Here is a 16,070-nt window from a genome sequence, read left to right as displayed (position 1 = left end):
TCTCCTTATTTTCCGGTGGTTTCCGCTTCGAGTGGTTCGGACGTGGCGGGGAGGCCGCGCAAGGTGCGGTTGAGCGTGGTGAAAACGGTGACGACCGCGATGGCGCCCGCGCACGCGAGCACGGCGGACGAGCCGGTCATCACCTCGACCAGCCAGCCGCCCAGCGCGGGGCCGAGCGCGGCGGCCAGGCCGCCGGTCACCCCCAGGACACCGCCGAGGCGGCCGCGCAGCTCGTCGGGTGTGTTCAGCAGCTGGTAGGTGCTGATGGCGGTGTTGGCCGACGGCGGCAGGAAGGCGATCGCGGCGAACAGCAGCCCCATGAGGTAGCCGCTGTCCACGAAGATCGCGAGCGGTGTCAGCACGGTCAACGCCCAGAACACGCCGGTGATCAACAGGTACGGGCTGATCTTGCGATACAGGACGGGTGCGGCGAAGGCTCCGAGCACCCCGCCGGCGCCGAGCATCGCCGCCATCACACCGATCTCTCCGGCGGGCATGCCGCGACCGTCGGCCAGCACGATGATCACCAGGTAGTAGGCCGAAAAGAACAGATTCAGGCTGACCACGCAGAACGTGGTGACGCGCAGCCTGGGTTGCTGCCACACCCACCTCAACCCTTCCGCGATCTCCCGGCCGAGATGCGCGGGCGGCCGGGAGGCCGGGGCTGGCCGCGCCGGAAGCCGGACGAACAGCAGCGACGCGAAGGCGAAAAGGTGCGTGACGACGTCGAAGACGAACGGGACGACCCGGCCGAGGGCGAACAGGAACCCTCCGAGCGCGGTGCCCGACAACTGCCCCGCGCTGGTCCTCGCGGCGTTCAGGGAGACCGCCGTCGGTACCAGCCCGGCCGGGACGAGGAGGGGCAGGCTCGCCTCCTCCGCCGGTTCGAACAAGGCGCGGCATACCCCCATCACCACGGCGACGACGACCAGGAGGCCGACTCCGGCGGCGTTCCACCACAGCGCGAGGACGAGCGCGGCGGCCGCGATCGCCTGCGCGGCCTCGCAACCGAGCATGATCCGCTTGCGGGACCAGCGATCCGCCAGCGCGCCGGCGGGCAGCCCGGCGACCAGCTGCGCGATCGCCACCGCGCCGACCACGAGTCCCGACTGCACACCGGATCCGGTGATCGCCAGCACCAGCAAGGGAAAGGCGATCATCGTGGTGCTGAAACCGGCCTCGGAGACGACCTGCCCTGTCCACAGGAGCCGGTAGTCGCGGTTGTTCCGCAGGCCGCTCACGCCTCGTCACCCCGGCAGTCGGACGCGATGGCGCGCAGGGCTTCGGCGAAGTCCGCGGCGACGGCCGCCACGGTGGTCCGCGTGTTCAGGTGCGGCTGGTAGTACCAGGAGAACTCCAGACGGCCGTCGCGCACACCACCGACCACTTCGAGTACGTGCGGCGGACGGTTCTCGGGGTCCTGCTCGCGGCCGAGGGGCGCGTGGGCCCGGAGGTAGAGCCCGCTCCCCTCCCCCGCGTGATCGCCCTGGCCCAGGTAGTTGAACGCGACCTCCGGCGTCGTGTCACCGAGTTCGGGGAACCGGTAGTGCCGCAGCGCGCCGTAGCCGAAACCGTTGCCGGGCAAGGCACGCAGCTGCTTCCGGACCGCCTTGACGAGCTCACGCCAGCCGACCGAGTCTTCGACCGTGAGGCCCACCGGGAACAAGGTGGTGAACCACCCGACGGTCCGCGAGAGATCGACGTCGTCGAGGATCTCTTCGCGACCGTGGCCTTCCAGGTCGACGGCGACGGCCCGCTGTCCCGTCCAGCGGGTGAGCGCCCGGGCCAGCGCCGTCAGCAGGACGTCGTTGATCCGGGTCCGGTAGGCGCCGGGTGCCAGATGCAGCAGGGCGTCGGTGTCGCGTTCGTCGATCTCGACGGTCACCGATTCCGGTGGCGCGGGCGGGACGTCGGTCCGGTCGCGCGGGATCGTGCGACCGGGCAGCTCACGTGCCCAATGCCCGTGTTCACCGTCCAGCCCGCCGCCTTCGACGAACTCGCGCGACCGGTGCGCCCACTCGCGGAAGGACGTCGTCTTGGCCCCGAGATCGGCCTTCTCCCCGGCTTCGATCTGCCGGTACGCGCGCTCGAGGTCTTCGAGCAGGATGCTCCACGAAACCGCGTCGACGACCAGATGGTGCGCGGCGAGCAGCAGCCGCGGATTCTCCGTCCCCTCCGGTTCCGTCAGCAGCGCGCGCAGATGCGGCGGCCGGGCCAGGTCGAAGTCCGCCTGCGCGTACTCGGCCTCGCTCTCCAGCTCCGCGGCGGGCACCTTCCTCAGCACCGGCCTCGGCTCGGCCGGCTCGTTGTACTGCGTCCACCCGGCCGCGGTCCGCTCGAAGCGCAGGCGCAGCGCGTCGTGCTGGGTGACGACGGCGTCGAGCGCGAGCCGCAGCGACTCCTCTTCCACCGGTCCGGCCAGTTCGACGAGTACCGATTGGTTGAAGTGCGCGGGATTCGCCGGTTCGGAGGCGAAGAACCACCGCTGGATCGGCGTCAGCGGAACGTCGCCGACGACGACCTCGCGATCTTCGTCCGCCGTGTCGACCGGCTTCACCACCGTCGCCAGCTCGGCGACCGTCTGGTGGGTGAACAGATCCTTCGACCGCATCGCCAGACCGGCCTGCCGGGCGCGGTGGACGACCTGGATGCTCAGGATCGAGTCCCCGCCGAGGTCGAAGAAGTTGTCCGTGACCCCGACACGGTCCAGGCCGAGGACTTCGGCCCAGAGGGTCGCCAGCGACTCTTCCGTTTCGGTCCGCGGCTCCACGTGTTCCGCGCCGCGTACCGAAGACGGATCCGGGACGGGGAGCGCCGCCCGGCCCACCTTGCCGTTGGCGGTGATCGGGATGGCGTCCACCGGGACGAAGAGCGACGGCACGAGGTAGTCCGGCAACGTCTCCCCGAGGAAGGCCCGGAGTTCCGTCGCCTCGCCGACCACGTAGGCGACGAGCCGTTTGTGGCCGCCGACCGCACGGGCGACCACGACGGCGTCCCGCACCGACGGATGCCGTCGCAACGCCGTCTCGATCTCGCCGAGTTCCACCCGGAATCCGCGGACCTTGACCTGCTCGTCCACGCGGCCCACGAACTCCAGCCCGCCCGTCGTCGCCCACCGGACCAGGTCGCCGGTCCGGTACATCCGGCCGCCCCGGGCGCCGAAGGGGTTCGCGACGAACCGGTCCGCGGTCAGCCCCGGCCGGTTCAGATATCCCCGCGCGAGACCGGCGCCGGTGACGAACAGTTCGCCGGTCGTCCCGATCGGCACCGGCCGCAGCGCGGTGTCCAGGACGTGGACCTCGGTGTTCGGGATCGGCGCCCCGATCGGTGGCGTGCCGCCGGGGGTCAGCGGCTCACTCCACGAGGTGACGACGGTGGACTCCGTGGGCCCGTAGGCGTTGATCATGCGCCTGCCCGGCGCCCAGCGGTCCACCAGCGAAGCCGGGCAGGTGTCCCCGCCGACGATCACGGTGCGGAAGTCCGGCAGGTCCGTCTCGGGGACGGTGGCCAGCGCGATCGGCGGGATCAGCGCGTGGGTGACCCGTTGGCGTCGCAGGACGTCGGCGAGGGGGGTGCCGAGCAACGGTCCCTCGGGAGGTATGACGAGTGCGGCGCCCGCGGGCAGGGACAGGCACAGTTCCAGGATCGACGCGTCGAAACTGGGCGAACTGAACGCCAGCACGCGATCCCCCGGGCGCACCTCGCAGTGCTCGATCTCGGCGGCGGAGAAGGACGCCAGCCCGGCATGGGAGACCACGACTCCCTTGGGCCGCCCGGTCGAGCCGGACGTGTAGATCACGTACGCGGGTTGCGCCGGGTCGACCGGCGTCCCCGGATCGGTGTCGTCGTATCCGGCGGCGTCGAGTTCGCGATCCACCACCAGAACCGGATCGGCGTCGCGCAGCATGAATTCGACGCGCTCGGCCGGATAGCCGGGATCCACCGGCAGGAAGGCGGCCCCGGTCTTGGCCACGGCCAGTTCGGTGACCACGAGCGCCACCGAACGCGGCAGCCGGACGGCGACGATCCGCTCGGGACCGGCGCCCCGCCGGGCGAGCAGCCTCGCCAGCCGGTTCGCTCGCGCGTTCAGCTCCGCGAAGGTCAGCGAGCCGGTGTCGGACAGCAGCGCGGGTGCCGTGGGGGTCCGCCGGGTCTGCGCTTCGACCAGTTGCGCCAACGAAGCGGCCGGGACGTCGCGCGCGGTGTCGTTCCAGGCCCGCAGCTGATCGAGTTCGCCTCGGGGCACCAACGGCAAGGTGGCCATCGGGCGATCCGGTTCGGCGGCGAGCAGGGCGAGCAACGCCCGCAACCGCGCGATCAGCCGGTCGATCGTCGCCGCGTCGAACAGTCCGGTGCTGTAGTTGATCGCGCCGTGCAGCGCGTCGCCGTCCTGTTCGAACTGCACGAGCAGATCGAAGGTGGCCGACACCGCGGGCAGCGCGACCTCCCCCGCGACCAGCGCGCCGGAACCCGGCCGGTCACCGGTGTTCTGCAGGACCACCATGGCCTGGAACAACGGGGTCCGGCTCGGGTCGCGGACCGGCTGCACGGCGTCCACCACGCGTTCGAAGGGCACGTCCTGATGCGCGAACGCGTCGAGCACCACGGTCCGCACCCGCGCCAGGAACTCACGGAACGACCGCTTGCCGTCCACAGTGGACCGCAGGGTCAGGGTGTTGACGAAGAAACCGACAAGACGCTGCAGTTCGGCGCGCTCCCGCCCGGCGGTCACGGTCCCCACGGCGACGTCCTCCTGACCGGCCCAGCCGGCAAGAAGCACCTGGCAGGCGGCGACCAGGGTCATGAACAGCGTGCCGTCCTGGGTGTTGGCCAGCTCCCGGAGTTTCGCGGCGACGTCGGCGGGGATGTCGAATCCGGCCCACTCCCCCTCCGTCGTGCGCACCGCGGGCCGGGGCCTGTCGGTGGGCAGCTCGAGCGGTTCCAGCCCGGCGAGGCGGTCGCGCCAGTGGTCCAGGTGCCCGGTGAGCTCGGGGCCGTCGAGGAGTTCCCGTTGCCACGAGGCGAAGTCCGCGTACTGCACCGGCAGTTCGGGCAACCGCGGCTCTTCGCCTCGGGCCAGCGCGGCGTAACCGGCGTCGAGTTCGGCGGCCAGCACACCGGACGACCAGCCGTCGGTGACGATGTGGTGCAGCACCAGCAGGAGGACGTGTTCGCCTGCCGACCGCCGGAACAGCCGTGCCCGCAGGAGCGGTCCGGTGCGGAGGTCGAACGGCCGCGACGCTTCTCGCGCCAGCGCGTGCTCGTCGAAATCCTCCACCGGCAGGTCGACGTGGTAGGGCTCGTGCACGTACTGGAAGCCACGGCCGTCGACGGCGTCGAAGGTCGTGCGCAGCGATTCGTGCCGGGCCACCAGGAAGTCCAGCGTCCGGTTCAGCGCGTCGACGTCGAGTTCGCCACGGAGCAGCAACGCCGTCGGCGAAAGGTATTCGCTGCCGCCGGGTTCGAATTCGTCGAGGAACCACAGTCGCTGCTGGGAGAACGAAAGGGGCAAGGCTCCGTCACGGGCGACGACCGGAATCGGCGAGGCGCCTGCCTGCTGGTCCGGCAGAGCCGCGGCGAACCGGCCGAGGGCGGGCGTGGTGAACAACGCGCGTGGCGAGATGTCGACACCCAGTTCGGCGCGCACCCGCGACGTGATCCGCATGCTCAGGATCGAGTCCCCGCCGAGCTCGAAGAAGCTGTCCGTGAGGCCGACACGGTCGAGTTTCAGCACATCGGCCCAGATGGCGGCGAGACGGCGTTCGGTCTCGGTCCGCGGCGCCACGTACTCGGCGACGGTGTCGCGGCCGGGCGCGGGAAGCGCCCGCTTGTCGACCTTTCCGTTGCGGGTCAAGGGAAGCACGTCGAGCGCGACGTACGCCGCCGGGACGAGGTGCTCCGGCAGGCGCTCCCGGAGCCAGTCCCGCAGCCCCTGGGTCTCACCGACGACGTAGGCGACGAGCCGCCTGTCGCGCGCGGCGACCGTGGTGTCGGTGACCGAGGGATGCCGCCGCAGCACGGCTTCCACTTCTCCGGGTTCGACCCGGAAGCCGCGGATCTTCACCTGGTCGTCGACGCGGCCGAGGTAGTCGAGCCGTCCGTCGGCGGTCCAGCGCACGCGGTCGCCGGTGCGGTACACGCGGGTGCCCGGCGGGCCGAAGGGATCGGCCACGAACCGGTCCGCGGTCAGCCCAGGACGGCCGAGATAGCCGCGGGCGAGCTGGACTCCGGCGAGGAACAGCTCGCCCGGCATCCCCTCCGGGACCGGTGTGCCGGTCGCGTCGAGGACGTAGGCCCGCAGATTGGCCAGCGGACGGCCGATCCGCGGCCGGTCCCCGGTCACCGGGCTGTGGACGGAGTCGACGGTCACCTCGGTCGGGCCGTAGTAGTTGAGACAGGTGACGCCGGAGGCGCTGAGCTCGTTCCAGAGCCGCTCGTCGGTCGCCTCGCCGCCGACCATCACCGTGTCGGGCCGGTGTTCGCCGGTCAGCAATCCGGCCTCCATCAGCTGCCGGAGGTAGGTCGGGGTCAGATCCAGCAGGGTGATCCGGTGGTCGCGGACATAGCGGACGGCGGCCCGCGGATCGAGCCGGGTCTCGTCGTCGAGTACGTGCAGCTCGTGGCCGTCGACCAGGGCGAGTATCCCTTCCCACGACGTGTCGAAGGAGAACGACGCGGTGAGCGCGATCCGGCGGCGCTCCCCGCCCAGGAAGGCGCCGCGGTGCGCGGCGAGCAGGTTCATCAGGCCGCGGTGTTCGATCACGACGCCCTTCGGCGTTCCCGTCGAGCCCGAGGTGTAGATGACGTACGCGGCGTTGTCCACGCTCGCCCGTGTCCCGGCGGAGGTCGCCGAAACAGGTCCTTGCTCGCCGAGGACGACCACCGGTCGCGCGTCCTCCAGCAGGAATCGCTTGCGCTCGGCCGGAAGTTCGGGGTCGATCGGCAGATACACCGCGCCCGCCTTGAAGATCGCGAGGATCGCGATGACGGCCTCTGCCGAACGCGGCAGCGCGACGGCCACCACCGATTCCGGACCGGCGCCCCGCGCGGCCAACTCCCCCGCCAGCCGTGTGGCGCGGGCGTCGACCTCGGCGAAGTCCCAAGCCGTGCCCCGGAAGACCAGCGCGGTCTCGTGCGGCGTGCGGGCGACCGTGGCTTCGAAGACGTCCAGGACCGTGCCGGACGGAACGTCGATCACCGGGCCGCTGCCCGAGGCCAGTAGTTCGCGCCGTTGCGACGGCGACAGCGGGGACAGCGCGTCGAGGCGGCACCGCGGATCGGCGGCGATGGCGCGGATGAAACCGGCGAGCTGATCCGCCAGACGGCGAACCGTGGCCGCGTCGAACAACCGCGGGTCGTAGGACAGCTCGAGCCCGAGTTTGTCGTGCAGGTAGGCGGTGAGGTTGAGCGGGAAGTTCGTCGTGTCCAGCGACTCGACGTCGAGTACGCGCACGTCGGCCTGGCCGCTGTCCTCGATCGGGTAGTTCTCGAACACCACCACGCTGTCGAACAGGGCGGTACCGGCGGGAACGGCCGTGAACGCCTGCAGTTCGGAGAGGGCGAGGAAGTCGTACCGGCGCGCGTCGGCCTGTGCCGTCTGGGTCTCCCGCAGCCACTCGACGGCGGACTCGTGCCAGCGGATCTCCATACGGGCAGGGACGGTGTTGATGAACATGCCGATCATCGCCTCGACACCCGGCATCCCTTCCGGGCGGCCGGACACGGTGGTGCCGAACAGCACGTCGGTTTCGCCGCTGTAGCGCGCGAGCAGCAACGCCCAGGCGCCCTGCACGACGGTGTTGACCGTCAGCGCGGCGGACTTCGCCGTCTCGTGCAGCCGCGCGGATTCCTCCGGGGACAACTCGACCAGGATCGCGTCCGCGGATTCGGCGCGGTGTGCTTCCTGAGGCCGCCTGTCGAAGGGCAGCGGGGTCGGCGTCGTGAAACCGTCCAGCACCGCACGCCAGTGGTCCTCGGCCTCGGCCCGGTCCTGCTCGGCGAGCCAGGCGAGGTAGTCGCGGAACGGACGGCGCGGCACCAGCCGCGCGGCCCGGCCTTCGACGATCGCCGCGTACTGTTCGCACACCTCGCCGAAGACCTGCGCCGTGCTCCAGCCGTCGAGCAGGACGTGGTGCGAGGTCCACACCAGCTGGACTTCGTCTTCGGTGACCCGCGCGATCGCCAGGCGCATCAAGGGCGGCGCGGTCAGCTCCATCCCCGCCGCCACGTCGTCGGCCAGCAGTCGCTTCAGTTCGCGGTCCTGCTCCTCCGGGGTGAGCGCGCGCCAGTCGTCCAGCCGGGCCGGGACCCGGACCTCGCGATGGACGCGCTGGATCGGCTGCTCGATGCCCTCCCACGCGGTACTGGTGCGCAGGATCGGCGTGCGGTCGACCACGCGCTGCCAGGCCTCGGCGAGCGCCTCCGGACGGCTCACCCCGGCCAGCCGGAGCCGGAACTGGTCGAAGTACGCGGTCGAACCGGTGTCGAGAAGACTGTGGAACAGCATGCCCGTCTGCAACGGGGTGAGCGGGTAGATGTCCTCGACGTCGCGGCCGTCCCCGGCGAAACGGTCGACCTCGGCCTGGGTGAGCTCGGCCAGCGGGAAGTCCGACGGCGTGCGCCCGCCTGTCTCGGCGCAATGCGCGATGATGCCCCGCAAGGCGTCGAGAGTGGCTTCGGCGAGCGCGCGGACTGTGCTTTCTTCGTGCACCTCATCGGAATACTGCCAGGTGAGATGCAATTCGCCGCCGTCGACGACGCCGATGACGTCGAGCAGATAAGGGCGGACGCTTTCCGGATCGGTGTCGCGCCCGATGCTTTCGCCTCGTCCCCGGAACCATCCATCCTCGGCGCTCCCCATCTCCCAACGGCCGTGGTAATTGAACGAGATCCGTGGTGTGGGCAGGGCACGCAATGCGGAACCCGGCGCGTCTTCGGCACCCAGATACCGCAACGCCTCATAGCCGGCGCCTTTGTTCGGAACCGCGCGCAGTTGTTCCTTGACGGCTTTGAGCACGTCTCCCCAGTCGCCTTCGGACACCGCGGGCGCGAGCGGATATTGCGCGGTGAACCAGCCGATCGTGCGCGAAAGGTCGAGCGGCCCGGCGATTTCCTCGCGGCCGTGGCCTTCCATCGCGAGCACGACCCGCGACCCCGCCCAGCGGGTCAGCACGCGGCCGAGCGCGCTCATCAGGACGTCGTTGACCTCCGTGCGGTACGCGCCGGGGACGTCGTGGAGGAGCGCGGTGGTCTCGGCCCGGCCAAGTGACACCGAGACACCGCGCTCCGATTTCGCGGCGTTACGGCCCGGACGGTCGACCGGAATCTCCGCCCGCGCACCGCGAAGCGAAGTTTCCCAGTAGGCGGTTTCCTTGTCGAGGTGTCCCATTTTCACGTTCTCGGCCAGAGAATGAGCCCAATGGGTGAACGAGGTCCGCACCTGTTCGAGGGAATCGCCGCGGTACGCGCGTTCGAGATCGGCCAGCAGAATGCGCCACGACACCCCGTCCATGACGAGGTGGTGGGCGGTGAGGAACAACCGCGGCGGCCTGTCGTGGAAGGTGAACAGCACCGCGCGCCACAGTGGCCCGGTGGTGATGTCGAGCGAGGTCTGCGCCCGCACCGCCTCGGCGTGCATGGCCGCCGCGGTATCGTCCACTTCGGACAGATCGACATGCCTGAGGATGCCGTCCGCGTCGACGGGCGCGGGCTGCTGCACCCAGCCGCCGTCGGTGCGGGAGAAGCGCATGCGCAGCGCGTCGTGCCGCTCGGCGACGCGGTTCAGGGCGGAGATCAGCTTCGGGACGTCCACAGAGGACAGGACGACGTGCACGGACATGGTCAGCCGCCACGGTTCGTCCAGCCGCTCGAACAGCCAGGACTGGATCGGGCCGAGCGGGGCGGGACCGCGGTCCTCCTCTTCGACGTGCTCGACGGGCGCCTCGGGCTGGGCGACGTGGGCGAGTTCGGCGATGGTCTGGTTCCGGAACAGGTCCTTCGACGACAGCGTCAGCCCCGCCCGCCGGGCCGCGGCGACGACCTGGATGCTGAGGATCGAGTCGCCGCCCAGGCCGAAGAAGTTGTCCTCGACGCCGACCCTGTCGACGCCGAGGACCTCGGACCAGACCCCGGCCAATACCGTCTCGACGTCAGTGCGCGGTGCCACGTAACGGTTTTCGGTGCGCGCGCCCGGCTCCGGCAACGCACGGGTGTCGAGTTTCCCGTTGGCGTTGAGCGGCAGCCGCTCGAGCGCGACGAACACCGCGGGCACCATGTGCGCGGGCAGCGAGCGGCCGAGGAATTCCCGCAGGGCCGTCGTTCCGGGCACGGCTCCGGTCAGATAGGCGACGAGCCGCCGGGCGTCCCCGGCGCCGTGGGCGACGACGGCCGCCGTCTCGACGTCGGGATGGGCGATCAGGGCCGCTTCGATCTCGCCGGGTTCGATACGGAAGCCGCGGATCTTGACCTGGTGGTCGGCCCGGCCGCGATAGTCGAGTTCGCCGTCGGCGGTCCAGCGCAGCAGGTCGCCGGAGCGGTACATCCGGGTTCCGGGGGCGCCGAAGGGGTCCGCGACGAACCGCGACGCCGTCAAGCCGGGGCGGTCGAGATAGCCGCGGGCCAGCCCCGCGCCCGCGACGTACAGCTCGCCGGTCACGCCGGGCGGGACGGGGGCGAGCCCGGCGTCGAGCACGTAGGTCCGCAGATCCGGGATCGGGACGCCGACCGTGGCGGTCCCGTCCGCTCGGAGTGCCCGGTGGGTCACGTGCACCGTGGTCTCGGTGATGCCGTACATGTTGACCAGCCGCGGTCCGTCCGGATGCCGCCGGTACCACTCCGCCAGCCGCGCCGGATCCAGCGCCTCGCCGCCGAAGATCACGTACCGCAGGCTGAGTTCCGGCGAAGGCAGCGCGCTCAGCCGGTAGAAGGCCGACGGTGTCTGGTTGAGCACCGTCACCCGCTGGTCGGCGAGCAGTGCCAGGAAGTCCTCCGGTTCGCGGACCGCGTCCTGCGGGACGACCACGAGCCTGCCGCCGTGCAGCAGCGCGCCCCACAGCTCCCAGACCGAGAAGTCGAACGCGTAGGAGTGGAACAGCGTCCAGACGTCCTGCTCACCGAAACCGAACCAGTGCTCGGTCGAGGAGAACAAGCGGGTCACGTTGGCGTGCGGGATCAGCACGCCCTTGGGCACGCCGGTGGAACCGGAGGTGTAGATGACGTAGGCGGCGTTGTCCGGCTCCACCCGCACCCGCGGAGCGGTCTCCGGCCACTCGCCCGCCTCGACGGAGTCGACGACGCACACCGGACGCGCGTCGGCCAAGGTCGCCTCGATCCGCGCGGCCGGATACGCCGGGTCGATCGGGAGGTACGCCGCACCGGTCTTCAGCACCGCGAGCACCCCGACGACGAGGTCGGCCGAACGCGGCAAACGGAGCGCGACCAGCTTCTCCGGACCGGCGCCTTCGCCGATCAACCGGTGGGCGAGGCGGTTGGCGCGACGGTCCAGCTCGCGATAGGTCAGCTCGACGCTTCCGCTCGTCACCGCGACGGCGTCCGGGGTGCGCGACGCCTGCGCGGCGAAGAGCTCGTGCAGGGCGGGCGCCGGTTTCGCGGCCGCGTCGCCGTTCCACTCCAGCAGTACCCGGTCGCGTTCGGCGGGGCTGATCCAGGGTTGCTCGCCGAGGGGCCGCTCCGGAGCCGTCGCGATGCCGTCGAGCATCCGGCGGAGCCAGCCGGTCAGCCGTTCGATCGTGCCGACGTCGAACAGATCGGTGTTGTAGTTGACGAGCGCGTCGAGCCGTCCGGCGGTCTCCTGGAAGTGGATCGTGAGGTCGAAGCCCGCGGTCACGACAGGCGGGGCGAGCTCTTCGACGTCCAGGCCGGTCATCGACGGCCGGGTGTCCGGAGTGTTGTGCAGGACCACGAGCACCTGGCACAGCGGGGTGCGGCTGGTGTCGCGTTCGGGCTGCAGATCGTCGACGACGCGGTCGAAAGGCACGTCCTGATGTGCGAAAGCGTCCAGGACGGTGCCGCACACGTCGTCCAGGAAGGTGTCGAAGCCGAGCTTCAAGTCCACTGTGGACCGAAGGACGAGCGTGTTGACGAAGAACCCGATCAGGCCTTCGAGATCGGTGCGCTCACGACCGGACACGACGGTGCCGACGGCGATGTCGTCCTGCCCGGACCAGCGGGCGAGCAGCAGCTTGCTCGCGGCGAGCAGGGTCATGAACAGCGTGCCGCCCTGACGGCGGGACAGCTCCTTGAGCCGGGCGGTGGTGCCGGCGGGCACGCTGAACTCGTGCAGGGCGCCGTTCTTCGTCCGCACCGCCGGACGGGGCCGGTCGGTGGGCGGGTCCAGCGCCGGGACACCGTCGAGCCGGTTGCGCCAGTAACTGAGCTGGGCGTCGAATCCGGTGCCCCGCAGGCGTTCCCGCTGCCAGACGGCGTAGTCGGCGTACTGCGCGGGCAGCGGCGGGAGGGCAGGCTCCTCGCCCCGGGCGAACGCGCTGTAGGACGCGGCCAGCTCGGCCAGCAGGACACCGGAGGACCAGCCGTCGGTGACGATGTGGTGCAGCACCAGCGTGAGCACGTGGTCGCCGGGCGCGAGCCGGGTCAGCGCCACCCGCAGGGACGGGCCGGTGTGCAGATCGACGGGACCGGTCGCGGCCGCCAGCGCGGAGTCGAGATCGCCCTCGGTCACCGGCACGTCGACGGCGTACGGCGGATGGATCACCTGCACGCCGCGGCCGTCGACGGTCGCGAACGTCGTGCGCAAGGACTCGTGCCGGGCGACCAGCGCGGTCAGCGCCCGGTTCAGGGCGCCGGGGTCCAGGTCACCGCGCAGGCGCAACGCCGTCGGCGACACGTATTCGGTACTGCCCGGTTCGAATTCGTCGAGGAACCACAACCGTTGCTGGGCGAAGGAAAGCGGCGCTTCGAACCGGCCGCCGTCGCGGGGCAGCGGCGGGATCGCCGCCTGCGGTGCCGTCACCTCGGGCAGCAGCGGGGCGAGGCTGGCCGGGGTGGGCGCGGTGAAGACGAGCCGGGCGGGCACGTCGGCGCCCAGCGCGTCCCGGAGCCGCGCGACGACCCGGATCCCGAGCAGGGAATCGCCGCCGAGGTCGAAGAAGTCGTCATCGACACCGACGCGTTCGACGCCGAGGACCTCGGACCAGATGTCCGTCACCAGTCGTTCGCGCTCGTCGCGGGGCGCGACGTACGGCGTGGTGGTGGCCTGGTCCGGATCCGGCAGGGCCCGCCGGTCCAGCTTGCCGTGCCGGGTCGACGGCAGCCTGTCGAGGCCGACGAACGCCGAGGGGACGAGGTGGGCGGGCAGGATCCGGTTCAGCGCGGTCCGCAGCCGGGCGGGGTCGGCGTGGCCGACGACGTAGGCGACCAGCTTGCCGTGCCGCGCGTCCACCGCGGCGTCCGTCACCTCCGGCTGAGCGCGCAGCACGGCCTCGACCTCACCCGGTTCGATCCGGAAGCCGCGGACCTTGACCTGCTCGTCGACGCGGCCGAGGTGTTCCAGCTGCCCGTCGGCGGTCCAGCGGGCGCGGTCGCCGGTGCGGTAGAGCCGGGCGCCGGGCGGGCCGAACGGGTCCGCGGTGAACCGGTCCGCGGTCAGCCCCGGCCTGCCGAGATAGCCGCGCGCGAGTTGCGCGCCCGCCAGGCACAGTTCGCCGGGGACCCCGGCCGGGACGAGCCGCGACCACTCGTCGAGGACGTAGGCGGTCACGTTGCCGAGCGGCCTGCCGATCACGGGCCGGTCGCCGGTCACCGGCGCGCAAGTGGCGTCCACTGTGGACTCGGTGGGCCCGTAGTAGTTGTGGACCTCCGTTTCGGACGCGGCGAGTTCGCGCCAGAGATCCCCGTCGAGGGCCTCGCCGCCGACCATCAGGAACCGCGGCCGGTGCGCGCCGTCGAGCAATCCGGCGGGCAGCAGCTGCCGCAGGTAGGACGGGGTGACGTCGAGGAAGTCGACGCGCTCGTCCCGGACGTAGCGGGTCAGCCCGGCCGGGTCGAGACGGGTCTCCTCGGTGATGACGTGCAGTTCGTGGCCGTCCGCCAGCAGCAGCGGTCCTTCCCACGAGGTGTCGAACGACAGGGTCGCGGTCAGCGCGACGCGCAGGCGGTCGCGGCCGAACACGGTGCGGTGGTTGGCCAGCAGGTTGACCAGGGCCGAGTGGCCGACGACGACCCCCTTCGGCGTGCCCGTCGACCCCGAGGTGTGGATGACGTACGCGGCGTCCGACGGCAGCGGCGGAGCCGGACGCGGACCGGCGTCGGCGACTGTGAAGGTCTCGTCCAGCACGAAGACCGGCCGGGTGTCGTCCAGCAGCACCCGGATCCGCTCGGGCGGAAGCCCCGGATCGATCGACAAGTGGACGGCGCCCGCCTTGAGCACGGCGAACAACGCGACGATCGCCTCGGCCGAACGCGGCAGCACGACCGCCACGACCCGGTCCGGACCGGCGCCGCGAGCGGCCAGTCCCGCGGCGAGGGCGTCGGAGCGGACGGCGAGTTCGGCGAACGTCAGCCGGACGTCGCCGCAGACGAGAGCGGATTCGTCCGGGCGGGTGCGCGCCTGATGGTCGAGGAGGTCGACGACGGTCGTGGCGGGTACCTCCAGCCCGTTGCTCCCCCAGAACAGCAGGCGGCGCTCTTCGGCCTCGTCGGTCAGCGGCAGGTCGGCGATCCGGCGGCCGGGTCCGGCGGCGATCCCGGCCAGCAGGCTGAGCAGGTGGCGGATCAGTCCGTCGATCGTGGCGGCGTCGAACAGTTCGGTGCTGTACTCGACGAGCCCGGCGAGCCCGCCGCCGGATTCCTCGAACTCCACCGAGAGGTCGAAGTTCGCGGCGTCCCGCGCCACTTCCGCCGGTTCCACGGCCAGCCCGGGGAACTCGGGTCCGGAACCGGTCGCGGAATGCAGCAGCACCATGACGTCGAACAGCGGGTTGCGGCCCGGATCGCGGCCGGCCTGCACGGCGTCGACGACGGCGTCGAAAGGCACGTCGTCGTGGGCGAACGCGTCCAGCACGGTTTGCCGGGTGCGATTCAAGTGCTCGGTGAAGGAAGCCGACCGGTCCACGGCCGAACGCAGCACGACGGTGTTGACGAAGAACCCGACGACCCGTTCGAGCTCCGGCCGATCGCGGCCTTGCACGACGGTGCCGAGCGCGATGTCCTCCTGCCCGGTGTAGCGGGCGAACAACGCCTGGCAGGCGCCGATCAGCACCGTGAACAGCGTCGTCTCAGAAGACCGCGCCAAGTCCGCGAGGCGTCCGGCGACGCCGGTGGGGACGCTGAATTCTCGCACCGCGCCCGCGGTGCTCCGCACGGGTGGCCGAGGCCGGTCGGTGGCCAGGTCGAGGGGTTCGACGTCGGCGAGATGCGCCTTCCAGTATTCGAGCCCTGCTCCTCGCGGTGGACGATTTCGTTGCCATACGGCGAAGTCCGCGTACTGCACCGGCTGCGCGGGCAGCCGCGCGCCTTCGCCGTCGCGGTAGAGCAGGCCGAGTTCCTCGGTCAGCACGCCCATCGACGCGCCGTCGGTGGCGATGTGGTGCACGCAGACGAGGAGCACGTGTTCGGTCTCGCCGAGCCGCAGCAGTACCGCGCGCAGCAGCGGCCCGCGACGGAGGTCGAACGGCCGCGTGTACTCGGCGCGCAGGACGTCCTCGAGATCCTCGCGCGTGACGTCCACGACGGGCAGCGCGACCTCATGGGGAGGCTGGACACTTTGGACGCCTTGGCCGTCGACCTCGTCGAAGGTGGTCCGCAGCGGTTCGTGCCGGGCGACCAGCAGGCGCAGCGCGGTGGCCAGCGCCGCGCTGTCGAGCGCTCCGGTCAGGCGCAGGGCGAACGCGCTGTTGTACTCCGGGTCGTCCGGCCGCAACCGGCTGAGGAACCACAGCCGTCGCTGGGCGGACGAGAGCGGGATCGGGCGGGAACGGTCGGCGGCGGCCGGGATCTCCGGCGCCGGTGCGGCCGTTCCCGCCATCCGCGCGCGCAGCACCTCCCGCAGGTGGGCGGGCAGTGCCGCGATGCGGTCCTGTCGGGACGAGGTCATG

At 71.3% G+C, this 16,070-nt stretch carries 2 protein-coding genes; both read right to left on the bottom strand.

What is annotated here, in order from left to right; all coding sequences use genetic code 11:
- Positions 1-5: 5 nt before the first annotated feature.
- On the bottom strand, positions 6-1,241 hold the full coding sequence (locus tag HDA45_RS37965; protein ID WP_184903706.1) for an MFS transporter: 1,236 nt from the start codon (positions 1,239-1,241) through the stop codon (positions 6-8).
- Entirely contained in the window at positions 1,238-16,069 is a 14,832-nt protein-coding gene (locus HDA45_RS37960; protein WP_184903704.1) for a non-ribosomal peptide synthetase, read from the bottom strand. Before HDA45_RS37960 ends, HDA45_RS37965 begins: the two co-directional genes overlap by 4 nt.
- Position 16,070 lies beyond the last annotated feature (1 nt).

The organism is Amycolatopsis umgeniensis (assembly GCF_014205155.1).
Classification (GTDB): domain Bacteria; phylum Actinomycetota; class Actinomycetes; order Mycobacteriales; family Pseudonocardiaceae; genus Amycolatopsis; species Amycolatopsis umgeniensis.
The sequence above is the reverse complement of the archived record's forward strand: the minus strand, read 5'-3'. Positions and strand labels throughout refer to the sequence as shown.

What these genes read in the sequence shown, in the direction of transcription:
- HDA45_RS37960 (WP_184903704.1), bottom strand. Translation starts at nt 16,069, where the DNA reads ATGACCTCGTCCCGACAGGACCGCATCGCGGCACTGCCCGCCCACCTG.